Below are 22,856 nucleotides of genomic sequence, written 5' to 3'. Positions count from 1 at the left end.
ACCGGCGTGCGCCGGCCTTGCTCTCACGTTGATATGGCACGTGGCGAGCCACGGCCGGTCGTGCATTGTTCAGTTGTCCAGTAGAGCTGCGACACTCAGCCCTGGCGCTGCTTGTGGCGCGGATTGGTGCAAATCACCCGCACGACTCCGCGGCGACGGATCACCTTGCAGTTGTCGCAGATCTTCTTGACGCTCGGCTGAACCTTCATCGAGCCTCTCCTCTTGTCGGCCGAAGGGCGACGCCCCCGGTCATGGGTGTTTCTGGTGCTTACTTGTGCCGGTAGACGATCCGGCCGCGCGTGAGGTCGTACGGTGAAAGCTCTACGACGACGCGGTCCTGCGGAAGGATGCGGATGTAGTGCTGGCGCATCTTGCCGCTGATCGTGGAGAGCACCTTGTGGCCGTTGTCCAGCTCAACGCGGAACATCGCATTGGGCAGGGCCTCGACGACAGTGCCCTCCAGTTCGAGGGATCCCTCTTTCTTCGCCATCAACTCTCAATCTCTTGATCGTGAACGCACGCAACGCCTACTCTTCCCTCGCAGATTCACGATCTGGGAGATTCGGGCAGGCTGACAGTCCGGACACAAGCGAATCGGACACAAGTGACCGACGGCCAAGCATACGCCGCGAGCGCGAAGCCGGCAAACCGGCCCGGGTGAACGCTCCCGCCGCGGCCAGTCGCGGTCACGAGTGCGGGCCCTGTGCTGTCCTGGCGGGACTTGACCAGCTCGCGCGGGAGGGGCCGACAATGGCGTCGAGGACTACCCGACCCATGGAGGAAGACATGCCGTTCTTCGTCGTGCATTACACCTATGACCCGGCCAAGGACGCCGATCTCGTGCGTCCGCGTCATCGAGCCTATTTGGCCAAGCTCTTCGACAGCGGTCTGCTGCGTGCCTCGGGTCCCCTGCCCGGCACGGACCCGGCCCAGGCTCTCCTCATCTTCCGCACCGCCGATCTCGCCTCGGCCATCGAGCTGTCCGACTCCGATCCGATGGTCACCGAAGGCATCGTCTCCGATCGTCAGGTGAACGCGTGGGATCCGGTCATCGGGGTGTTCGCGAAGAAAAAGGAGCAGAATCCCAGCTGACGGGGAGTTGTGATCTGCACCGGGTGGCCGCGCCCGGCGGCTCAGAAGACGATCCCGAGGATGATCGCGGCGACAACGATCAGCACAACGACGGCGGCCGAGACGAATACCGCCCGGACCAATCTCGAGCTCGTGTCGGGGCGGGTCACCGGCGTGTTGACCGTGCCAGGCGCAAGATCGGTGTGCCCGCCGCTGCCCGCCGGGTCGGTCGACCGATAGCGGGGGGGCAGGGCCTGCGCCAGTGGCACGAGCTCGCCGAGGGTGGTGGCGGAGTACAGGCCGTCCATGATCTCCTGATAGGAGTCCAGGGGCAGCTCCCCCTTCTCGTAGGCCTCGTTCACCCGGCGAGTGAGCTCATTGCGCTCGTTCTCGGTGACCGGACGCGTGGGCTCGTGGGAGTAATTGGACTCGATGGGCAGGCCGCTCATGCTCCCAGCCTAGGTGTATCCGGCCGTCCCCGGTTCGCAGTCAGCGCGGTTGGCCGCAGGGCCGGCGGGCGTCCGTCCATCCGCCGGCTGTGGTGTTCAGCAGGAATCCCGTTTCACCACGTGCGAGGCCAGCAGCCGCGAGCTGTCCGTTTTCTCACCCCGCAGCCGGGCAAGCAGCATGAGCCCGGCTTCTCGTCCCAGATCGGCTGCATGTCCCTCCATGGTGGTCAGGGCGGGCACCGTCTGGGTGGCCACCGATGAGTTGTCGAAGCTCACCAGCAGCACATCGTCGGGAACCCGCAGACGGTGCTCGGCCAGTACCCTCAGCACGCCCGATGACATGAGGTCGGAGGCCACGAACAGTCCCTCGACATCGGGGTGGAGCGCCAGGAGACGCCGAGTGGCCGCCTCGGCTCCCTGTGGGGTGAAGTCGGCCTCCTGCGTCCAGCTCGGATCGAGACCTGCTTCGACCAAACGGGCCCGGAAGCCGTCGAGACGCATGCGCCCCGAGCCCATGTCCGCCGGTCCTGTGATCGACGCGATCGCCCGGATCCCCCGGTTCACCAAGTACCCGGTGGCCTCATAGGCTGCCCGCTTCTGGTCGACGTCGACCCACAAAGCGCCGGGAACACCGGGGTCGCCCACGAAAACCAGTGTCTGGCCGCTGTTGATCAGCCTCTCGGCCATACTCGTGTGGTGGGAGACGACTAGGGCCCCGTCGGCAATGCCACTGGTGAGGATCCGGGCCATCCGGTCGACGGTATGCCCCGGATGGCTGAGGGCGAGCACTACCTGGTAATCGGTGTCGGCGAAGGCAGACAGTGCGCCGCCGTAGGTCGTGGCGAAGAAGGGATCGGTGAAGACCCGGCTCTCGGTCTCGGGTACCAGCACGGCAACGACTCCGGTGCGCTGGGTGACAAGGCTGCGCGCCGCGTGGTTCGGGTGATAGCCGAGCCGGGCAGTGGCCGCCCTGACCCGTGAGGCGGTCTCGTCGCGCACAGTCGAGGACCGGTTGAGCACCCGAGAGGCTGTTGCCCGGGAGACGCCGGCGGCTGCTGCGACATCGTCGAGTGTCGGCGCGGAATGCACTGCACCCGGCGACTCCGAGTGCGCCTCATCCGGCGACACTGTCCCACCCATCTCAGGCTTCCTGCCTCACGACCGCCCCATTGCTGGAGATGACCGACGCATACCACTGCCCCGACGCCTTGGGCACCCGTGCCATTTTCGCGCCGATCGAGACGATACCGAACTTCTTCTCATAGCCATAGGCCCACTCGAAGTTGTCTGCGAGCGTCCACAACAGATAGCCACGCAGCGGAACACCGTCTCCGATGGCCTGGCGGCAGGCGTCCAGATGGGCGTTGATATAGGCGATCCGGTCGTCGTCGATGACTCTGCCACCCCCAGTACAGGCATCCTGATAGGCCGCGCCATTCTCGGTGATGACGATTTCGGTGCCGGCGGCTGCGGTGTATTCACGGTGCAGCCGCCCGAGCACATGACGCAAACCCTGCGGGTCGACGGACCAGCCCATTGCCGTTTTCGCCAGTTGCGGCCGGGGTGGGAACTGCGCCGAGGGTGCACTGGGATGGGGACTCGGCCGGTTTTCCGTATCCACTGCGGTGTCATGGGCAGCCTTGGCTCCCACGTGACCATGCGCGACCACCTCGGTGGTGTAGTAGTTCACCCCCAGCACGTCGATCGGTGCCGCAATTGCCTCCTGATCACCCTCACGGACGAGGTCATCCGGCCAGTACTGTGCCAAGTCCTCGCGGACATCTAGTGGATACTGTCCCCTGAACAACGGATCGAGGAAGATTCGGTTGGCGGTGCCATCGATACGCCGGGCACAGTCGACATCGCGCGGGTCTGTGGGTTCGGCGGGGCTGGTGGGCGAGAGGTTGAGCGTGATGCCGAGCTTGGCCCCGGCATCTGCCTCGCGCAACGCCCGCGTTGCCCAACCGTGGGCCAACAACAGGTGGTGCACCGCGCGAATGGCCTCGCGGTAATCGGTATGGCCTGGCGCGTGTTCCCCGCTGGCATAGCCGAGGAAGGCCGAGCACCAGGGCTCGTTCAGCGTCGTCCAGGTGCGCACCCGGTCACCCAACCGCTCGTGCAGCAGCATCGCGTAATCGGTGAAACGCGACACCGTGTCCCTGTTCGTCCATCCCCCGGGCAATGAGGCCGGCAGATCCCAGTGGTAGATCGTCAGCCACGGCTCGATGTTGCGTTCGAGCAGACCGTCGACGAGCCGGGAGTAGAAGTCCAGCCCGGGGGCATTACGGCTCCCATCGGCGTGGACGACCCGCGACCAGCTGGTGCTGAAGCGATAGTTCCTGATACCCAGCTCGGCCATCAGGTCAAGATCCTCGGTCCAGCGGTGATAGTGATCGATCCCCGCGGAGCCGTCGTCACCGTTCGCGATGGCGCCCGGCTGCCGGCAGAAGACGTCCCAGATGGAGTCCTCACGCCCGTCTTCATGGGGTGCGCCCTCGATCTGGAAGGACGAGGTGGCCACGCCCCAACGAAATCCCTGCCCGAAGCCGTTCATCCCTTCACCGCCCCGGCCATGATGCCCGAGACGAGCTGGCGCCCGACCACCAGGAAGAGGACCAACAACGGCAATGTCGAGAGCAGGACGCCGGACATGATGAGACTCATGTCCTTCGCATAGCCGGTCTGCAGTAGCTGCAGCGCGACCGGCAAGGTGGGATTCTGGCTGCCCAGCACAATGCTCGGCCAGAAATAGGTGGTCCACGAGGTGACGAAGGTGAACAGGAAAAGCATCGCGGCAGCCGGTCGGGCGGCCGGCAGGGCGACGTGCCTGAAGCTGGCGAACATGCTGCAACCGTCCACCCGAGCAGCCTCCACCAGTTCGTAGGGCAACGCACCACTGAGATACTGGGTCATCCAGAAGACACCGAATGCCGAGACAAGGCCAGGCACGATGACTGCCACCAGCTGGCCTGTCCAGCCCAGCTTTGCCATCACAATGAACAGTGGCACGACACCGAGTTGGGGTGGCACCGCCATTGTCGCCACGATGAATGCCAGCAAACCCCTGCGGCCGTGGAATCTCAATTTCGCGAAGGCAAAACCAGCGAGTGTCGAAAAGATTGCAACCGAGGCCGATTGGATCACGGCAACCATGACGCTGTTGATGAAGGCTCCCCAGAAATCAAGCCCCTCGGTGTGGAACACCCTGGTGAGATTGGAGAGCAGATTTCCCTGCGGTATCAGTCCGGGGATCGGATGCTTGGCTATCTCGATCTGGGAGGAACTGGACAGCAGGAATGTGTAATAGAGCGGGTAGACGGCGATGAGAATCGCCACCACCAGGACAAGGTAAGTGAGCCAACCGGGGCGCCGGATGCCGTGCTCGCGTCGTTCACGCCGCTTCGTCATCCTTGCTGCTCCCGCTCCTGCGAGCTGGCCGGCAAGAACTGCTGAACTCATCGCACACCTGTCTTCCGTCCAGGGCCGTGACGGCCTGAGGGGTTGTCGACCGATGAAATCCGGCTGCTGAGTATGAGATTGAACAGGGCGACGAGCAGAATCACGGCCAGTAGCAGCATCGCGACGGCGGAGGCCCTGCCCATGTTCAGTTGAGGCCCCCAACCCGTGTTGTAGAGGTACATCGTGACCGTCATGAAGTTGCCATTCGAACCGCCGATGGTGGTGAGATCGAACATCCGCGGCTCGTCGAAGATCTGGAGGCCACCGATTGTCGAGGTGATGATGACAAAGATGACTGTGGGTCTGAGAAGAGGCAGGATGACATACCAATAGGTCTTCAGGCGCACCGCACCGTCCACGACCGCGGCTTCGATGACATCGGTGGAGATCGACTGCATGGCGGCCAGCAGGATCAGCGTGTTGTAGCCGGTCCAGCGGTAGTTCACCATTGTCGCGATGGCCAGATGACTCGGCAGTGTGTCGGCATGCCAGCCGATCGGTGAGACGCCGATATTGGCAAGCAGGGCATTGGCCATCCCTGAGCGGTCGGAGAAGATCTCGGTGAAGATCAGCGAGACGGCGACCGGGGCGACAACATAGGGAATGAGCACACCCATCCGCCAGAAAGTCTTGGCACGCAGATTCGCGTCCAGCACAGCGGCCAGGAATAGGGCCGTGATGATCTGCGGAACCGAACTCAGCAGGAAGATGCTGAAGGTATTCCTCAATGCCTGCCAGAAGCCCGGCTGGGCCAGCACGAAAGTGAAATTTGACAGTCCAGCAGGGCCGAGATCACCCTGCAAAAGATCCCACTTCCGGGTCGATATGTAGGCTGTGTAGAGCAGCGGGAAAAGTCCGGTGATGGCCCACACGATGAAGAATGGGGCGATGTACAGATAGGGAGCTGTTTTCACGTCCAACAGGCTCATCCGAGTTGACAGAGTCCGTTTCCGGGCGTCGTGTGCCATGGTCTCCACCTCCTGCGGCCTGCTGACCGCGACCCCGAAGGGATCTGCCCCGGGCCGTGGCCCGGGGCAGAGTGCCGAATGCTATTTGACTTGGGCCTTCGCGTCAGCAACGGCCTTGTTCCACGAGTCGGCCGCATTCGCGGACTTGTCCACGTCGACTCGCCCGATGGCCTCACCGAGGACCGTGTTGATGGTGAAATAGTTCGGGCCCTTGAAGGGCTGGGTGGTCACCGCAGCAGCCCGCGCCGAGAAGATCTTTCCGGTCGGGGCATTGTTGAAGAACTCGTTCGTGGCAGCCAGCACCTTGCTGTCCGCGGCACCGGCCTTCGAGGCCGGGAAATTGCCGGCACTCAGGAAGATCTGCACCTGGACATCGGGAGAGGTGAGCCATTCGGCAAGTTCCTGGGCTTCCTTGGTGTGTTTGCCCTGCTTGGGGACGGTGAGATAGGAACCGCCCCAGTTCCCGGCGCCGCCGGGAAAGACGTTGGCTATGTCCCAACTCGTCACACCCGAAGCATTGGTCTTGATGATCGGCTGCATCCATGCTGGGCACTGCATGGTCGCGAAGGCACCGTTCTGGAAGGCCTTCTGCCAGTCACCGCTCCACTGGCCAAGGCCGGCGGACAGCTTGTTGTCCACCGAGGCGGTGAGCGTCGAGTTGTAGAGATCCTTGATCTGGGTGTTCTGGTCCAGCGGAATGACGGTCTCCGTCGGCTTCGTGGACGAGAAGGGGTTGGCCAACTGCTGGACCCTGGCGTTGAAGACTGCACCGGCCGAGTCGTACCAGCCCACGCCGGGAACCTTGGAGACGAACTGCTTGCCCACGTCGAAATAGTGGTCCCAGTCGCCACTGAGCAATTGCGCGACGCCATCACGATCGGTGGGCAGCCCGGCCTTCTCGAACAGGTCCTTGCGATAGCAGGTGGCCTCGGGCCCGATGTCGGTGGCATCGCCGAGCAGTTCGCCGCTCGTCGTGGTGGCCTGGCTGACGACCCAGTCGGGCCAGCGATCCTTCGTCGTATCACTGCTCAGGTTGACGAACTTGTCGGCGCTCTGCTTGACCTGTGGCAGCCAGTCACCATCGACGGCTTCAATGTCCGAAAGCCCCGAACCGGCAGCCAGCTTGGTGAACAGATTGGTTTTCGCATCGGCCGACTGAGCGACCTTTTTCTGGGTGATCTTCACATTGGGATGGGTCTTGGTGAACTGGGCGAACAAGTCGTCGGTGTACCCGAACTCGTTGAAGGTGGCCACGGTCAGGTTGACCGAGCCACCGGTCGTGGCGTCGCCACTCCCCGAATTCGAGGAGCAACCTGTGGCGATGAGCAGCAGGGCGCATGCTGGTGCAATCGCCACCCGCCATCTGGGGATGCGCATGGGAGACTCCTTTGTCAGTGATTCCGTGTATGACTGAATCGGCTGCAAGACACTTCCACGAGCCGCCATGGCTCTGCCGACACTGGGATGGAAGCGCTTTCAAAGCTGTTTCCATTACAGATGTAAGCGCTTCCATTGTCAATCCCCAGACGCTGAAAAGTCGTGGAGATCGTGCTCTTCAGAACGCGGTGGGGAACACCTCAACGGGCCCATCACGCCACGTCCGTTCCGGCGATGCCACAAGACAGCCGTTGAATGCAGCGAACACCGTGACAGCGAACACCGTGACACGGAGCAGGAACTACTCCAGCCCGCCGTAGGGCACGCCCAGTGCGGCCAGCTGTGCGCGTCCGCCATCGGGTTCGGTGAGCACCCACAGGCCGTCGGGAAGGACGGCGATGGTGTTCTCCCAGTGCGCGGCGCGGGTCGAGTCAACCGTGACGACAGTCCATCCGTCGTCCAGCTCCTCCACCTCATCGCCGCCCAGCGTGACCATGGGCTCGACACACAGGCACATGCCGGGCACAATCTTCGCGCCACGATGGGCCCGCCCGTAATTGGGCACATCCGGAGGCTGGTGCATGGCGGTGCCGATGCCATGACCGGTGTAATCACGGATGATCCCGTAGCTGCGTCCGTGCGAAAGGATCGACTGCTCGACGGCATGCGAGACATCACCGATCCGGTGCCCAGCGGCGATCTGGGCAATACCCGCCCACATCGACTCACTCGTCACATCGATGAGCTGGCGGGAATCGGCATCGATCTGACCCACCGCAAAGGTCCTGGCGGCGTCGCCGTGCCAGCCGTCGACGATGGCCCCATAGTCCACCGAGACGATGTCGCCCTCGTGTACCTCACGCTCGCCCGCGATACCGTGCACAACCACCTCGTTGACCGAGATGCACGCGACACCTGGATAGGGCGGCAGCCCCCAGTCGGCGCCGTAGCCGAGGAAATTGCTCGTGGCGCCATGACGGGCCAGCACCTCGCGACCCACCGCCTCGATCTCGGCTGTCGTGACGCCGGGCTTGGCGGCTTCGCCCATGGCAGCCAGTCCCTCGGCGACGACGAGCCCGGCGACCCGCATGGCGCGGATCTGGTCGAGGGTCTTGACCTCGATGTGCTCGCGGGAGAACATGCTCAGCGGGTCACCGCCGCGTCGACGGCCGCGGCGATGCGCGACGCCACCTCGTCAACGCTGCCCTGCCCGTCGACGCGCACCAGCAGATCGCGCTTCGCATAGGCATCCAGCAGGGGCTGGGTGCTGTCCCGGTAGACGTCCATCCGGTGTCGGATCGTTGTCTCGTTGTCGTCGGCCCGCCCCTCGGTCTGGGCCCGCTTGAGCAGCCGGGCGATGAGCATCTCGGCGTCGACATCGAGGAAGATCACTGCGTCGAGTGTCGTGCCGTGCTGGTCGAGATAGTCGTCCAGTGCGTCGACCTGGTGCATGGTGCGCGGGAAGCCGTCGAGCAGGAAGCCCTTGCGCGCATCGGGCTCGCTCAACCGATTAGCGACGATCTCCTCGGTGAGCTCATCGGGCACGTAGTTGCCCGCCTTCATGATGGCGTCCACCTGCTTGCCCAGCGGCGTGCCGTTCTTCACATTGGCGCGGAAGATGTCGCCGGTGGAAATGGCCGGGACACGGTAGTGCGCGGCAACGCCCACCGCCTGGGTGCCCTTTCCGGCACCCGGAGCACCCATGATGAGCAATCTCATGCGAGGAATCCTTCGTAGTTGCGTTGGTGGAGTTGCGACTCGATCTGCTTCACGGTGTCCAAGCCGACGCCGACCATGATGAGCAGGCTGGTGCCGCCGAACGGGAAGTTCTGGTCGGCGCCGAGGAGGACGATGGCGAGGGTCGGGATGAGGGAGATGAGCGCCAGATACAAGGAGCCGGGCGCGGTGAGCCGACTCAACACATAGGCGAGATAGTCCTCAGTGGGCTTGCCGGCCCGGATGCCCGGGATGAAACCGCCGTACTTCTTCATGTTGTCGCTCACCTCGACCGGATCGAAAGTGATGGCCACATAGAAGTAGGTGAAGAAGATGATGAGCAGGACGTAGATCACGTTGTACGGCACGGAATCCCCGTTGCCCGCCAGATTGCGTCCGATCCAGGCCGCCACCGATCCGGTGGGATGGAAGATCGTGTACAGCACCGGCAGGTAGAGGATCGACGCGGCGAAGATGACCGGGATGACGCCTGCCTGGTTCACCTTGAGCGGGATGTAGGTGGTCGAGCCGCCGAGCAGGCGGTTGCCCACCATTCTCTTGGCGTACTGGACGGGGATCCGGCGCTGGGCCTGTTCCACGTAGACCACGCCCGCCATGACGAGCAGGCCGACGGCCACCACGATGACCAGCAGCAGCCAGCCCTGGTTGCCGGGATGGGCGGTGCGGATTCCCCACATCGAGGCCGGGAAGCGCGCCGCGATCTGGGTGAAGATGAGGATCGACATGCCGTTGCCGACGCCGCGCTCTGTGATGAGCTCACCGAGCCACATGATCAGTGAGGTGCCGGCCGTCATGGTGAGGATCATGACGATGATCGAGAAGATCCCGGTGTCGTAGACGACCGACTGCGCGCACGAGCGATACAGCTGTCCCGAGACAGCCAGCATCGTGAAGCTCGTGGCCTGCAGTACCGCGAGCACGATGGTGAGCCAGCGGGTGTACTTGGTGATCGTCTCCTGCCCGCTGGCGCCTTCCTTCTTGAGGGCCTCCAAGTGCGGAATGACAACGGTCAGCAGCTGCAGGATGATCGATGCCGTGATGTAGGGCATGATGCCCAGCGCGAAGATGGCCAGATGCAGCAGGGCGCCGCCGCTGAACAGATTGACCATCGAATACAGGCCGCCCGCCTCACCGGTCTGGGCGTCTGCGGCGCACGCCTGGATCGCCGAGAGATTCACATTGGGCGTCGGGATGGTGGATCCGAGACGGAACACCACGAGGATGAGCAGGGTGAACCCAATCTTCTTGCGCAGATCCGGGGACCGGAAGGCGTTGAGAAAGGCCGAAATCACATTTGAACTCTCTGTCGGTGGCCACCCGCGCAGTGGTCTTCGGGACGTGGGACAACTCCCGCAGTCTACAGTGCGAGCAGCTGGCGTCCCCACACGCTGCGCGAGGGCGTCCCCACACGCTGCGCGAGAGGATGGCCATGACCCGCACAACCGGAACCTCCGCTCCGGGCACCACCCCCGCACCGCTACATTTGCGTTACAGAACGGTGAATATTCTTGCGAGATTCCTAGGATGGCAGCAAACTCTGTCTCCGCCGGGCAAGGTGACCACAGCCTTGACCATCCGGATGGATGCCCGGACCCGTTCCGACATCTGCACACCACGGCCGTTTGGGGGTCCTCGATGATGCTCTGCCACTTGCGACGCTGCACTCAGCGGGCTGACGGCCCGCGCGACCGCCCCCACAGTTCTCGCGGACGGGTCTGAGCCTTGATCAAGTACCTGCTGCGCAAGGCGCTCGGGTGGCTCGCCATGATCGTGCTGGCCACCAACCTCACCTACTTCTTGGCGAATCTCTTCCTCGACCCCAAGGCCAACTACATCGACCGGCGACCACCGGTGCCGGATGCCCAGCTGAACCAGATGCTCCACCCCTACAATCTGGATCCGACGGTTCCGCTGCTGCACCGCTGGTGGACCTGGCTCACCGACATCGTGCTGCACTGGAACTGGGGCTACTCCCCCGTCGGCCAGTCCGTCAACGACCAGGTCGGATTCCGGGTGTGGAATTCGGCGCAGCTGATGCTGGGTGCCACGATTCTCGCCTGCGTGCTGGGCATCGCCATCGGCGTCTACACGGCGTCGAGGCAGTACAGGCTCGGCGACCGCATCTGGCAGGCCATCTCCATCATCGCCATGAACACCCACATCGTCGTCGCGGCAATGGTGGTGGTGCTCGGCGCCATAGCCTTCAACAATGCGGTCGGCCACCGGATCTTCTACGTGACCGGCTCATCGAGCATCGGGGTGACGGGCTTCTTCAATGTGCTCGTCGACAAGGCTCAACACCTCATCTTGCCGACGATCTGCCTGACCTTCATCAGCTATGCCAACTATCACTTCACGCAACGCTCCCTGCTGCTGGACAACATCAACGCCGACTATGTCCGCACGGCACGAGCCAAGGGCCTCACCAAGGCCCGGGCCATCCGCCACCATGCACTGCGCACCTCCGTCATACCTGTCACGACCCAGGTGGCCTTCGCCATTCCGGGCATCTTCACCGGCGCTGTCATCACGGAATCGATCTTCGGCTGGCAGGGCATGGGCAACTACTTCTACGTGACGATCGCAAAGAACGACATCCACGGCGTCGTGGCAACTGCCGCCTTCGCGGCACTCATGACGGCCGTCGGCGCAGTGCTCGCCGACATCCTCGTCGTCATCATCGATCCACGAGTGAGGGTGAACTGAGATGAGCCATCAACCCGATCCCCCGAGCTCGAACGAGCGCGCGAACTTCTCCGAGCACACCGAGCGCACCCTGCGAGCCGACGAGGGCACGACCGCAGTGGCGGAACGTGATGCGGAAACGCTCGCTGAAACCGAGCTGCCTCGCCGTACCGGGCGGCTGCGGCTGTACGCCCGGCGCTTCTGGCGCAACAAGCCCGCCGTCGTCGGCCTGGGCATCTTCCTCGTCCTTGTCCTCGCAGCGCTCGTCGGGGGGCATCTGAGTCCTTTCACCTACACCGAGATGGACTTCGGGGCCCTGGCCGCGCCACCTGGCACGCAGGGCAGCGTCATCGGCCCCAACGGCGCCTTGGTCAATGGCACCCACTGGTTCGGCACCAATGCCGGAGGACTGGATCTGTATGCCATGCTCATGCACGGATTGGGACGCTCACTGACCATCGCCCTGTCGGTTTCCCTGCTCACCACGCTCATCGCCGCTTTCGTCGGGGCGATGGCCGCGTACCTCGGTGGCTGGGGCGAGCGAGCCATCCTGGCCGTCATCCATTTCCTGCTCATCCTGCCCAGCTTCTTGCTGCTGGCCCTGGTGGCCAACCACTTCTCGGGCTCCTGGCAGATCCTCATCGTCGTGCTCGTCGTGTTCGGCTGGATGCTCCCCGCCCGGGTGATCTGGCAGCTGTCCACGTCGATCCGCGAGCGCGAGTTCATCGCGGCCGCCCGCTTCATGGGGGTGCGCGGGCCGGCGGTCGTCATGAAGCACATCGTGCCGAACATCGGCTCGCTGCTGGTCATCCAGTTCGTCCTCGGCGTGGTCTCCACCGTCATGACCGAGACGGGCCTGTCCTTCCTCGGATTCGGGGTGAAGATCCCCGACGTCTCCCTCGGTGTGCTTCTCCAGGACGGCGTGAACGCCATCTCGAGCACCCCCTGGATCTTCTGGTTCTCGGCCGGCACACTCACCTTGCTCACCGTCTCGATGTCGCTCCTGTCCGATGGGCTGCGAGACGCTCTTGATCCCAACTCGGCTGCCGGAGGCACCGCATGACCTCACCCATCCTGTCCGTCACCGATCTGAAGGTCTCCTTCCCCAGCGAGGCCGGTCGGGTGGATGCCGTGCGAGGCGTCTCCTTCGACCTCCTGCCGGGACGGACCCTGGGCATCGTCGGTGAGTCCGGTTCCGGGAAGTCGGTTACCTCCCTGGCCGTCATGGGCCTGCTCGCCGACTCGGCACGTGTGAGCGGCTCCGTGCGCTTCTCGGGCAAGGAACTCATCGGCCTCAGCGACACCGAGATGACGGCGCACCGCGGCAATGACATCGCCATGGTCTTCCAGGACCCGCTGTCCAGCCTCACGCCGGTGTACTCGGTCGGCGATCAGATCATCGAGGCGCTGCGGGTGAAGAACCCGCACATGTCCGAGCCGGATGCCCAGGCCCGCGCCATCGAACTGCTCGACCTGGTGGGCATCCCGAACCCGGCGCGGCGGGTGAAGTCATTCCCCCACGAATTCAGCGGCGGCATGCGCCAGCGCGTGGTCATTGCGATCGCCATAGCGAACAACCCGCGCATCATCATCGCCGACGAGCCGACCACCGCGCTCGATGTGACGATCCAGGCCCAGATCCTCGACCTGCTCAAGGTGGCCCAGCGCGAGACCCATGCCGCCGTCATCCTCATCACCCACGACATGGGCGTGATCGCCGGTTCGGCCGACGATGTCGTGGTGATGTACGCCGGCAAGGTGGTCGAGCACGCACCGGTGCACGAGATTTTCTCGAATCCCCGGATGCCATACACCATCGGCCTGCTCGGCGCGATCCCCAAGGTGCATCGCAACGACAAGCAGCCGCTGGTTCCCATCTCGGGCAATCCGCCCATCCTCATCGACCTGCCCGCCGGCTGCCCCTTCGCGCCACGCTGCCCGATCGCCGTCGACAAGTGCCGGCAGCTCGAACCCCCACTGGACGCCATTGCGCTCATCGACACCACACCGTCCGAACCGGAGGATCCGCAGCTCAGCGGCGATCTGCACCAGGTGGCCTGCTGGCGCGCCGAGCAGATCCACGGATCCACCCTCGACGGCGAACCGGTCTTCCCGGTGCCCGCGCCGCCCACCTCCGCGACACGGGAAAAGCCTCGCGAAGAGCGCAGCACCACCTTGTCGGTCGAGCATCTGGTCAAGACCTTCCCGCTCGTCAAGGGGGCAGTGCTCAAGCGGCGGATCGGCTCGGTCTATGCGGTCAACGACGTCAGCTTCGACATCAAGACCGGCGAGACGCTGTCCATAGTCGGCGAGTCGGGATGCGGCAAGACCACCACCCTGCTGGAGATCATGGGCTTCGGTGCCGACGTCGAAGGCACCATCACCCTCGACGGCGTGCCGCTCAAGGAACTCGACGCCCGCGGACGCCGCACCCAGCGCAAGAACATCCAGATGGTCTTCCAGGACCCGATGGGCGCGCTGGACCCCCGCTTCACCGTCTACGAGATCATCGCCGAGCCCCTGCACTCGCTGGACTATCCCACGAAGCGGATCGACGGGCGGGTCCGCGAGCTGATGGATCTGGTGGGCCTCGACCCGGCTCATATGGATCGTTTCCCCGGCGCCTTCTCCGGAGGGCAGCGTCAACGCATCGGGATCGCCCGGGCGCTCGCGACCGAGCCCAAGGTGCTGGCACTCGACGAGCCCGTCTCGGCGCTCGACGTGTCGATCCAGGCAGGGGTCATCAACCTGCTCGACCACCTCCAGGCCGAACTCGACCTCTCGTATCTGTTCGTCGCCCACGACCTGTCGGTGGTACGCCATATCTCCGATCGGGTCGCAGTGATGTACCTCGGCAAGATCGTGGAGATCGGCGCCGTGGACGACATCTTCGACAACCCCCAGCATCCCTATACGGAGGCATTGCTCTCGGCCATCCCCCTCCCCGATCCCACCGTGGAACGGCGGCGCAACAGGATCGTGCTGAGCGGCGACATGCCCTCCCCCACCGACAACGAGCCCGGCTGCCGTTTCGCAAGCCGGTGCCCGCTGTTCAAGACTCTCCCGGAAAGCGATCGCATGCGCTGTCTCCACGAGACACCGCCGCTGCACGGGAAAGACGGCACGGACCATCGCAACGCGTGCCATTTCCGCTGACCCCGGCCCCCGCGGGCCCGCGTCACCCATCACAGATGCATGAAGAAGGAGAAGAGATCATGCATACCCTTCCGAAAAAGGCACTCGCCGGGGCAGCCGTCCTGGCGCTTGCCCTCGCCGGGTGCAGTAGCAACGCCTCGAGCACGTCCTCGTCCTCGTCGCCCGCCACGAGCACGAAGCTGCAGTACTCCATCGACGAGCAGCCGGCGTCCAATCTCAAGGACGGCGGCACGCTGAACCTCAGCATCGGCGAGATCACGCCGCAGCTCAACGTCTTCCAGGCCAACATGACCACCGACACGCAGGCCCTGTGGCAGTGGTACAACCCGGTGCTCATCAAGTTCACCCCGGCCGGCGAGATGAAGATCGACAAGAACTATCTCGACTCGGTCGACGCCACGACGAAGGACGGCAATACCGTCGTCACGTACAAGATCAACGACAAGGCCGTCTGGAACAACGGCCAGCCCATCGACTGGACCGCCTTCGAGACCACCTGGAAGGACAACAACGGCTCCGACGAGGCGTATTCAGCGAACACCACCGATGGATACAGCCAGATCAAGTCGGTGACGCAGGGCGACAACGCGAAGACCGCGGTGGTCACCTTCAACGGGCCGTTCCCGTGGTATTCGAGCCTGTTCAATCAGCTGCTCAACCCCGCGGTGAACACCGCCGACGCCTACAACAACGCCTACACCGGCGGCACGCTCGCCAGTGCCCACCCCGAGTGGGGCGCCGGGCCGTACACGCTCAGTGCATTCGATTCCAACGCGGGCACCGTGACCTTCGAGCGCAACCCGAAGTGGTGGGGCGAGAAGGGCAAGCTCGACAAGGTGACCTTCACGGTCCGCGACGACACCCAGGCCGCCCTCAACGCCTTCAAGAACGGCGAGGTCGACGTCGCCGGGGCTGGCACCGCGAACCTGCTGAACCAGCTGCAGGGGCTTGCCGGCACCGAGATCCGCAAGGGCACCTCGCCGGCGATCCGCCTCATCACCCTGAACTCGAAGTCTCCCGCGCTGAGCGATCTTGCGGTGCGCAAGGCGATCGCCGAATCGGTCAACCGCGAACAGCTCCTCCAGGTGATCTTCCAGGGCCTGGACTACACCGAGAAGCCGCTCGGCTCCACGACGCTGTTCCCCTTCCAGAAGGGCTACCAGGACAACTTCTCCAAGGTCGTCCCCAAGACGGACACCGCTGCTGCAGCCAAGGACCTCGAGGGAGACGGATGGTCGAAGGGCTCTGACGGGATCTACGAGAAGAACGGCACGAAGCTGAGCCTCAAGCTGCCGCTGTTCTCCACGAACACCACGACGAAGGCCATGTACCAGGCGCTGCAGACCCAGCTCAAGGCGGCAGGCATCGATGTGCAGATCGTGGAGAAGTCCTCCAAGGACTTCTCCACGACGATCAAGAACAACGACTTCGATCTCATGATCAGCGGCTTCGCTCAGACTGATCCGAATGGCGTGGCCTACTTCTGCCAGGTCTACTGCTCAGACTCCACCCTCAACCACTCCGGCACCGGCAGCGCCGAGCTGGACAAGCTCATCAAGGGCGACGGAGGTCTGCAGTCGCTGCCCACCGCCGAGGAGCAGACCGCCAAGGCGAACGAGCTCGAGGTCAAGGCGATGGGCAGCTTCGGCCTCATCCCGCTGTACTCCGGTCCGGAGATCTACGCCGTGAAGAAGGGGCTGGCCAATGTGGGTGCCGGAGCCTACGCCTCGACGATGAACCTCATCGCCGACTTCCCGGAGAACATCGGCTGGCAGAAGGACGTCGCCTCGTCCTGATCCCCACACCGGAAGTTCGTGATCCCCTGCTGCACTGACACTGCCGCACTGACACTGGGGCCCCGCCATATGGCGGGGCCCCAGTGCATTTCGGGGGCGATGCCTGCATCGGCGCCCGGGGCCGGAATAGCCGTGGGCCATTCCCGGTTGACGGTTGCATGTTCAACGATGTCGTGGACCCGCCCAGCGCGACCCGGGAGCCGGCGCGTGTCCAGGTGCAGATCGGCATCTTCTCCGTCTCGGACCTCACGGCAGATCCCACCAACGGACATACCCCGAGCGAGCACGAGCGCCTCGAGGGCTGGGGACGAATCGCCCGCCACGCCGAGGACATCGGCCTCGACGTCTTCGCGATCGGAGAGCACCACAACCCGCCCTTCTTCTCCTCCTCCCCCACAACGACCCTCGCCTGGATCGCCGCCCAGACCAAACGGCTCATCGTGTCCACCGCGACGACGCTCATCACCACCAACGATCCTGTGAAGATCGCCGAAGACTTTGCCATGCTCCAGCACCTGACGCACGGGCGCGTCGACCTCATGCTCGGGCGCGGCAACACCGGGCCCGTCTATCCGTGGTTCGGCAAGGACATCCGCCAGGGCATCGAGCTGGCGTTGGAGAACTATGCCCTGCTGCACCGGCTGTGGCGCGAGGAACAGGTGGATTGGCAGGGCCGCTTCCGGACCCCGCTCCAGGGCTTCACCTCGGTGCCACGCCCCCTCGACGGGATTCCCCCGTTCGTCTGGCACGGTTCCATCCGCTCCCCCGAGATTGCCGAACAGGCTGCCTACTACGGCAACGGCTTCTTTCACAACAACATCTTCTGGCCACTGGAGCACACCGCCCAGATGATCGCGCTCTACCGGCGCCGCTTCGAGCACTACGGCCATGGCAGCGCGGCGCAGGCCATCGTCGGGGTCGGAGGGCAGTTCTTCATGCGCCGCAATTCCCAGGACGCGATCCGCGAGTTCCGCCCCTATTTCGACAATGCCCCGGTCTACGGACATGGGCCGTCCTTGGAGGAGTTCACCGCGCAGACCCCGCTCACTGTCGGCTCACCACAGCAGGTGCTGGAACGCACGTTGTCCTTCGCGCAGCTGTTCGGGCCCTATCAGCGCCAGCTGTTCCTCATCGACCACGCCGGTCTGCCTCTGCGGACCGTGCTTGAGCAACTCGAGCTCCTTGGCGAGATCCTGCCTCAGATGCGCGAGGGCTTCGCGCACAACCGGCCGGCCGAGGTCCCCGATGCGCCCACTCATGCCTCGCTGCTGGCGGCTCGCGAGAGGGAGCCGCACCGTGACTGAGCGAGCCGTCGGCGAGGACCCGGTGAAGATCCTTGCCATCAGCGCCGGACTGGGCACACCCTCGGCGACTCGGATGCTTGTCGACAAGCTCGCAGCAGCCGTCCGAGGGCAGCTCCCCGCCGTGGCTGCAGCACAACCAGTCGAGATCGTCGAAGTTCGTGAGATCGCCACAGATCTGCTCAGCGCCCAGCTGGGTCACCTCATGCCTGCCGGCCTGCGCCAGCTCCAGCAGCGCATCCATCGGGCCGACGCCCTCATCGCCGTCGCGCCCGTCCACAACGGCCAACCTGCCGCCCTGTTCTCCCTGCTCTTCGAAGTGCTCGACGAGGCCACGCTGCGCGACAAACCGGTATTGCTCGGAGCCACCGGGGGGACGGCGCGCCACTCGCTCGTCATCGACAGGGCCATGCTCCCGATGCTCCACTATCTGCACGCCCTCGTTGCACCGATCAGCATCTTCGCCGCCACCGATGACTGGGCTGGCGACTCCCTTGACCGCCGCGCCCAGCAGGCCGCAGCCTCCCTGCTGCGGCTCGTTCCCGGCACCATCACGACTGCTCGGGGCAGCGCCTCACCGCCGCCGCAAGAACCCCGCGTCACCGAGGGCAACGACTTCGAATCCATGCTGCGCCGGGTCGCCCAGGGCAGACGCGCCGCTGGAGGCTGAGCCTCCGCGGCGAGCCCCAGGGCTGCCGGCCCCAATGTGCCTGTGGGCGGAACCAGCTGCGCTGGTTCCGCCCACAGGCACATTCACGAGGATGGCGCACGCTCACACAGTGGTGACCGAACCGCCCGCCTTCTCGATCTTCTCGCGAGCCGACGCGGAGACGGCGTCGGCGCTGATCTGCAGCGCCACCGTGAGCTCCCCGGTGCCGAGCACCTTCACCGGCTGACCCTTGCGCACCGCACCGGCCGCCACGAGCTCCGCCACGCCAACCGTGCCCCCCTCTGGGAACAGCTCGTTGAGCAGCGACAGGTTGACGACCTGGTAGCTCACCTTGTACGGATTCTGGAAGCCCCGCAGCTTCGGGACCCTCATATGCATCGGCATCGAGCCGCCCTCGAAGCTCTGGGGGACGTTCTTGCGTGCGCCGGTGCCCTTCGTGCCGCGGCCTGCCGTCTTGCCGCCCTTGCCGGCCTCGCCTCGACCGACACGACGCCGATCCTGCTTGGCCCCGGGTGCGGGACGCAGGTGATGGACCTTGATAGGCATGTCTACTTCACCTCCTCCACGACGACCAGGTGACGGGCCGCCCGGATCATCCCGCGGATCTCGGGACGATCGGCCTGGGTCACGGAGTCGCCGATTCGCTTGAGTCCGAGAGCCTTCACCGTCGCGCGGACGGCGGGCTTCTCGCTCACGATGGACTTCGTCTGGGTGATCTTCAGCTCTGCCATCAGATCGCCGCCACTTCTGCATCGTGACGAGCCTGCAGGATCGCGGCCGGGGTGACGTCCTCGACCGACATCCCACGGCGCTTCGCCACCTGCTCGGGATCTTCGAGTGACTGCAGCGCCTCGACCGTGGCATGGACCACATTGATCGAATTGGCCGAACCCAGGGACTTCGCGAGGATGTCCTGGATACCTGCGCACTCGAGCACCGCACGCACCGAGCCGCCGGCGATGACGCCGGTGCCCGGGGAAGCCGGGCGCAGCATGACGACGCCAGCCGCCTTCTCACCCTGGACAGGATGCGGGATGGTGCGCTGGATCATCGGCACCTTGAAGAAGTGCTTCTTGGCCTCCTCGACCCCCTTGGCGATGGCCGCCGGGACCTCCTTGGCCTTGCCATAGCCGACACCCACGGTGCCATTGCCATCGCCGACCACCACGAGTGCGGTGAAGCTGAAACGCCGTCCGCCCTGAACGACCTTGGCCACTCGGTTGATCGTGACAACACGCTCCAGGTACTGATCCCTGGAGCGGTCGTCCTGCTTGTCACGGCCACGACGGTCCTCACGGCCGCGACGCTCGTTGCCCGGTCCGCTTCCGCGGCGCTGGGATGTGTTCATCGCCTGTCCTTACCTTTCCGTCGTCACAGACCGAGACCGGCCTTGCGGGCACCATCGGCAACTGCCGCGACCCGCCCGTGGTACTGATGTCCTGCGCGGTCGAAGACCACCTGCTCGACGCCGGCATCCTTGGCGCGCTGCGCCACCAGCTCGCCCACCTTCTCGGCCTTGGCCGTCTTGTCGGCGCTGAGAGCCCGAAGATCGGCCTCCATGGTCGAAGCCGAAGCCAGCGTGGCGCCAGCGACGTCGTCGATCACCTGAGCGACCATATGGCGTGCACTCTTCGTGACCACGAGGCGAGGGCGCTCGGGGTAACCGAAGATCTTCTTGCGCCCGCGCTTCTGGCGACGCAGCTGCGAGGCCTTGCGCGCGGACAGATGCTTCTGGTGATTGATGTTGATCGCCATGATCACTTACCAGCCTTTCCGACCTTGCGGCGGACGTGTTCGCCGGCGTAGCGGACACCCTTGCCCTTGTAGGGTTCGGGCTTGCGAATCTTTCGGATGTTCGCGGCAACCTCACCGACAACCTGCTTGTCGATGCCCTTGACCGTGAACGTGGTCGCCGACTTCACATCGAAGCTGATGCCCTCGGGGGCATCGACGATCACCGGATGGGAGAAGCCCAGCGCGAACTCGAGCTGGGTCGGGCTCTTGGCGACGACACGGTAGCCGACGCCGACGATCTCGAGCTGCTTCTCGAAGCCCTCGGTGACGCCGGTGACCATATTGGCCACCAGGGTGCGACTGAGGCCGTGCAACGACTTACTCACCCGCTCGTCGTCGGGACGATCGACGATGAGTTCACCGGATTCGGCCTTGCTGATGACGATGGTCTCGGGAAGGGTGCGGCTCAGCGAGCCCTTGGGCCCCTTCACCTCGACGTCCTGGCCGTCAATGGTCACCTCGACACCGGACGGGACGGCGATGGGCAGCCTGCCAATTCGTGACATTTCAGAATCTCCTTAGCTGTCTCGCCGTGCTCACCAGACGTAGGCGAGCACTTCGCCGCCTACGGCCTTCTGGTGCGCCTGCTTGTCGGTCATCAGACCCTGAGACGTCGAGATGATGGCGATGCCCATACCACCCAGCACCTTGGGGAGCTGGTTCGACCTCGCGTAGACGCGCAGACCGGGCTTGCTGATACGCCGAACACCAGCGATGGAACGCTTGCGGTCGTCGCCGTACTTGAGGGTGATGGTGAGGGTCTTGCTCACCTCACCGGCCTTAGGCTCGCTCACCGTGTAGTCGGCGATATAGCCCTCCTGCTTCAAGATCGCCGCGATACGCGTCTTGATCTTGGAGCTGGGCATGCTGGCCTCGTCGTGGAACGCCTGGTTGGCGTTACGCACACGAGTCAGCATGTCTGCGATCGGGTCCGTCATTGTCATGGCTTCGTAGCCTCTTTCTCGCAACGGTTTCCGATTCCACTCGGACCTGCTGCGTTCGATGTTGTGATCGCCGCGTCCCCAGCTCGGCCGCGAACACGGCGGTACGGGGTGGGCCGCCTGGGCGGCCCACCCCACAGATGTCTTCGGCAAGAGCTGCTCTCACCAATCAACCGATCGAGCAGCAAGCTGCTCTCACCAATCGACGGGTCGAGCAGCAAGCTGCTCTCACCAGGACGACTTGGTCACGCCGGGCAGTGCCCCGGCGTGGGCGAGCTCGCGCAGGCAGATCCTGCACAGCCCAAACTTCTTGTACACCGACTTGGAACGTCCACAGCGCTGGCACCGGGTGTAGTTGCGCACGGCGAACTTCGACCCACGGGCCTGCTTGACCTTCAACGCGGTCTTTGCCATCTGTGATCCTTACTTCCGCTTGCCCTGGAAGACGCGCTTCTTGCCGGTCTTCGCATCGTCGACTGTCTTGAAGGGGAAGCCGAGGTGCTTCAGCAGCGCCTTGCCCTCCGCATCGGTGGACGCGCTCGTGACAAAGGTGATGTCCATACCGCGCGTCCGGTCGATCTTGTCCGGATCGATCTCGAGGAACATGACCTGCTCGGTCAGGCCAAAGGTGTAGTTCCCATGACCGTCGAACTGATTGCCGTTGAGGCCCCGGAAGTCACGGATTCGGGGCAGCGCAAGGCTGAGCAACCGATCGGCGAACTCCCACATCCGGTCGCCACGAAGCGTGACATGGCAGCCGATGGCCTGGCCCTCGCGCAGATGGAACTGGGCGATCGACTTGCGAGCCGCGGTGACCTGAGGCTTCTGACCGGTGATCGCCGTGAGATCCTTCACTGCCCCGTCGAGAACCTTCGAGTCGTGAGCTGCCTCACCGACACCCATGTTCACCACGATCTTCGTGAGACCGGGGATCTTCATCGGATTGTCGTACTTGAACTCCTCGAGCAAGGCCTTGACGATCTCCTCGCGGTACTTCTTCTTCAAGCGCGGGGTCTGCTCGGCCGACGCCGCGACGACCTCCTCGACCTTCAGACCTGGTTCCCTGGTCCTGGCCATCAGATCTCCTTCCCGGTCTTGCGGGCAATACGGGTGCCGCGGGTGCCTTCGTACTCCGAGCCGTCGGGACGACGCTTGGTCACCTGCTTGCGCTCGCTGCCCACCCGGGTCAGCACCTCCTTGTCGCCGTCCTTGACGAGGAGCTGGACATTCGACACATGAATCGATGCCTCGGACGCGATGATCCCGCCCTTGACCTGACGTCCCGTGTTCGGGTCGCCGTTGTCGCGCTTGTGGTGCTTGACGATGTTGACACCCTGGACGGTGACACGCTGGGTCTCGGTGTGAACGGCGATGATCTCGCCGACCGCACCCCGGTCCTTACCGGCGATCACCTTCACCCGATCGCCCTTCTTCAGCTTGAACTTCGCCATC

At 64.3% G+C, this 22,856-nt stretch carries 27 protein-coding genes; 7 read left to right on the top strand and 20 right to left on the bottom strand.

The genetic code is table 11. The features are described from left to right. Positions 1-95: 95 nt before the first annotated feature. Both rpmJ and infA read right to left on the bottom strand, forming a co-directional pair. Positions 96-209 (bottom strand): 50S ribosomal protein L36, encoded by a 114-nt coding sequence (rpmJ, locus tag BMX93_RS06700; RefSeq protein ID WP_016667967.1) that lies wholly within the window; start codon positions 207-209, stop codon positions 96-98. Between the two features lie 59 nt (positions 210-268). After that, on the bottom strand, positions 269-490 hold the full coding sequence (gene infA / locus BMX93_RS06695; RefSeq protein ID WP_091969323.1) for a translation initiation factor IF-1: 222 nt from the start codon (positions 488-490) through the stop codon (positions 269-271). Between the two features lie 296 nt (positions 491-786). Between infA and BMX93_RS06690 the strand changes: the two genes are divergently transcribed. Continuing rightward, positions 787-1,092 carry a YciI family protein gene (locus tag BMX93_RS06690; protein ID WP_091969417.1) on the top strand — a complete coding sequence of 102 codons (306 nt, stop codon included), beginning with the start codon at positions 787-789 and terminating at the stop codon, positions 1,090-1,092. 41 nt (positions 1,093-1,133) lie between these two features. Here BMX93_RS06690 and BMX93_RS06685 read toward each other — a convergent pair whose 3' ends face one another. The 9 genes from BMX93_RS06685 to secY form a co-directional block, all read right to left on the bottom strand. Beyond that, positions 1,134-1,520, bottom strand: coding sequence for a DUF1707 SHOCT-like domain-containing protein (locus tag BMX93_RS06685; protein ID WP_091969321.1), 387 nt, complete (start codon positions 1,518-1,520; stop codon positions 1,134-1,136). 96 nt (positions 1,521-1,616) lie between these two features. Next, a complete protein-coding gene (locus BMX93_RS06680; RefSeq protein WP_091969319.1) occupies positions 1,617-2,660 on the bottom strand; it encodes a LacI family DNA-binding transcriptional regulator in 1,044 nt (347 codons plus the stop codon). A 1-nt stretch (position 2,661) separates the two neighbouring features. Continuing rightward, on the bottom strand, positions 2,662-4,074 hold the full coding sequence (locus tag BMX93_RS06675; protein ID WP_091969317.1) for a GH1 family beta-glucosidase: 1,413 nt from the start codon (positions 4,072-4,074) through the stop codon (positions 2,662-2,664). Continuing rightward, positions 4,071-4,979, bottom strand: coding sequence for a carbohydrate ABC transporter permease (locus tag BMX93_RS06670; RefSeq protein ID WP_091969307.1), 909 nt, complete (start codon positions 4,977-4,979; stop codon positions 4,071-4,073). Before BMX93_RS06670 ends, BMX93_RS06675 begins: the two co-directional genes overlap by 4 nt. Beyond that, on the bottom strand, positions 4,976-5,908 hold the full coding sequence (locus BMX93_RS06665; RefSeq protein WP_245725768.1) for a carbohydrate ABC transporter permease: 933 nt from the start codon (positions 5,906-5,908) through the stop codon (positions 4,976-4,978). The genes BMX93_RS06670 and BMX93_RS06665 overlap by 4 nt, the downstream gene beginning before the upstream one ends. A gap of 120 nt (positions 5,909-6,028) precedes the next feature. Then, positions 6,029-7,324, bottom strand: a complete 1,296-nt coding sequence (locus BMX93_RS06660; protein ID WP_091969306.1) for an ABC transporter substrate-binding protein — start codon at positions 7,322-7,324, stop codon at positions 6,029-6,031. Positions 7,325-7,625: 301 nt separating this feature from the next. Continuing rightward, on the bottom strand, positions 7,626-8,465 hold the full coding sequence (map, locus tag BMX93_RS06655; RefSeq protein ID WP_091969304.1) for a type I methionyl aminopeptidase: 840 nt from the start codon (positions 8,463-8,465) through the stop codon (positions 7,626-7,628). A 2-nt stretch (positions 8,466-8,467) separates the two neighbouring features. Next, the gene (locus BMX93_RS06650; protein WP_091969303.1) at positions 8,468-9,043 is read right to left on the bottom strand and encodes an adenylate kinase; all 576 of its coding nucleotides are present in this window, start codon (positions 9,041-9,043) and stop codon (positions 8,468-8,470) included. Beyond that, the gene (gene secY / locus BMX93_RS06645; protein ID WP_091969302.1) at positions 9,040-10,353 is read right to left on the bottom strand and encodes a preprotein translocase subunit SecY; all 1,314 of its coding nucleotides are present in this window, start codon (positions 10,351-10,353) and stop codon (positions 9,040-9,042) included. Before secY ends, BMX93_RS06650 begins: the two co-directional genes overlap by 4 nt. A 430-nt stretch (positions 10,354-10,783) precedes the next feature. Here secY and BMX93_RS06640 point away from each other — a divergent pair, with 430 nt between their 5' ends. The 6 genes from BMX93_RS06640 to BMX93_RS06615 all read left to right on the top strand — a co-directional run bounded on the left by BMX93_RS06640 (position 10,784) and on the right by BMX93_RS06615 (position 18,669). Beyond that, positions 10,784-11,767 (top strand): ABC transporter permease, encoded by a 984-nt coding sequence (locus BMX93_RS06640; protein ID WP_091969301.1) that lies wholly within the window; start codon positions 10,784-10,786, stop codon positions 11,765-11,767. Position 11,768: 1 nt separating this feature from the next. After that, positions 11,769-12,809 carry an ABC transporter permease gene (locus BMX93_RS06635; protein WP_091969299.1) on the top strand — a complete coding sequence of 347 codons (1,041 nt, stop codon included), beginning with the start codon at positions 11,769-11,771 and terminating at the stop codon, positions 12,807-12,809. Then, the gene (locus BMX93_RS06630) at positions 12,806-14,902 is read left to right on the top strand and encodes an ABC transporter ATP-binding protein (RefSeq protein ID WP_091969297.1); all 2,097 of its coding nucleotides are present in this window, start codon (positions 12,806-12,808) and stop codon (positions 14,900-14,902) included. Before BMX93_RS06635 ends, BMX93_RS06630 begins: the two co-directional genes overlap by 4 nt. 59 nt (positions 14,903-14,961) lie before the next feature. Next, a complete protein-coding gene (locus BMX93_RS06625) occupies positions 14,962-16,698 on the top strand; it encodes an ABC transporter family substrate-binding protein (protein WP_177170103.1) in 1,737 nt (578 codons plus the stop codon). Between the two features lie 215 nt (positions 16,699-16,913). Next, positions 16,914-18,002 carry an LLM class flavin-dependent oxidoreductase gene (locus BMX93_RS06620; protein ID WP_091969413.1) on the top strand — a complete coding sequence of 363 codons (1,089 nt, stop codon included), beginning with the start codon at positions 16,914-16,916 and terminating at the stop codon, positions 18,000-18,002. Next, positions 17,995-18,669, top strand: coding sequence for a CE1759 family FMN reductase (locus BMX93_RS06615; protein WP_177170102.1), 675 nt, complete (start codon positions 17,995-17,997; stop codon positions 18,667-18,669). The genes BMX93_RS06620 and BMX93_RS06615 overlap by 8 nt, the downstream gene beginning before the upstream one ends. A 102-nt stretch (positions 18,670-18,771) precedes the next feature. Here BMX93_RS06615 and rplO read toward each other — a convergent pair whose 3' ends face one another. The 9 genes from rplO to rplX all read right to left on the bottom strand — a co-directional run bounded on the left by rplO (position 18,772) and on the right by rplX (position 22,855). Next, positions 18,772-19,215, bottom strand: a complete 444-nt coding sequence (rplO, locus tag BMX93_RS06610; RefSeq protein WP_091969290.1) for a 50S ribosomal protein L15 — start codon at positions 19,213-19,215, stop codon at positions 18,772-18,774. 2 nt (positions 19,216-19,217) lie between these two features. Continuing rightward, positions 19,218-19,400, bottom strand: a complete 183-nt coding sequence (gene rpmD, locus BMX93_RS06605; protein WP_091969286.1) for a 50S ribosomal protein L30 — start codon at positions 19,398-19,400, stop codon at positions 19,218-19,220. Beyond that, positions 19,400-20,017, bottom strand: coding sequence for a 30S ribosomal protein S5 (gene rpsE, locus BMX93_RS06600; RefSeq protein ID WP_091969284.1), 618 nt, complete (start codon positions 20,015-20,017; stop codon positions 19,400-19,402). The genes rpmD and rpsE overlap by 1 nt, the downstream gene beginning before the upstream one ends. Positions 20,018-20,040: 23 nt before the next feature. Further along, positions 20,041-20,424 carry a 50S ribosomal protein L18 gene (gene rplR / locus BMX93_RS06595; RefSeq protein ID WP_091969411.1) on the bottom strand — a complete coding sequence of 128 codons (384 nt, stop codon included), beginning with the start codon at positions 20,422-20,424 and terminating at the stop codon, positions 20,041-20,043. Positions 20,425-20,426: 2 nt separating this feature from the next. Further along, entirely contained in the window at positions 20,427-20,969 is a 543-nt protein-coding gene (rplF, locus tag BMX93_RS06590; protein WP_091969282.1) for a 50S ribosomal protein L6, read from the bottom strand. 30 nt (positions 20,970-20,999) lie between these two features. Then, positions 21,000-21,407 carry a 30S ribosomal protein S8 gene (rpsH, locus tag BMX93_RS06585; protein WP_091969280.1) on the bottom strand — a complete coding sequence of 136 codons (408 nt, stop codon included), beginning with the start codon at positions 21,405-21,407 and terminating at the stop codon, positions 21,000-21,002. Positions 21,408-21,632: 225 nt separating this feature from the next. Beyond that, the gene (locus tag BMX93_RS06580) at positions 21,633-21,818 is read right to left on the bottom strand and encodes a type Z 30S ribosomal protein S14 (protein WP_091969276.1); all 186 of its coding nucleotides are present in this window, start codon (positions 21,816-21,818) and stop codon (positions 21,633-21,635) included. A gap of 9 nt (positions 21,819-21,827) precedes the next feature. Next, entirely contained in the window at positions 21,828-22,481 is a 654-nt protein-coding gene (gene rplE, locus BMX93_RS06575; RefSeq protein ID WP_091969274.1) for a 50S ribosomal protein L5, read from the bottom strand. Then, positions 22,481-22,855: a 50S ribosomal protein L24 gene (gene rplX / locus BMX93_RS06570; RefSeq protein ID WP_091969272.1), complete on the bottom strand. Its 375-nt coding sequence runs from the start codon at positions 22,853-22,855 to the stop codon at positions 22,481-22,483. The genes rplE and rplX overlap by 1 nt, the downstream gene beginning before the upstream one ends. Position 22,856 lies beyond the last annotated feature (1 nt).

This window comes from Propionibacterium cyclohexanicum (assembly GCF_900111365.1).
Taxonomy (GTDB): Bacteria; Actinomycetota; Actinomycetes; order Propionibacteriales; family Propionibacteriaceae; genus Propionibacterium; species Propionibacterium cyclohexanicum.
The sequence above is the reverse complement of the archived record's forward strand: the minus strand, read 5'-3'. Positions and strand labels throughout refer to the sequence as shown.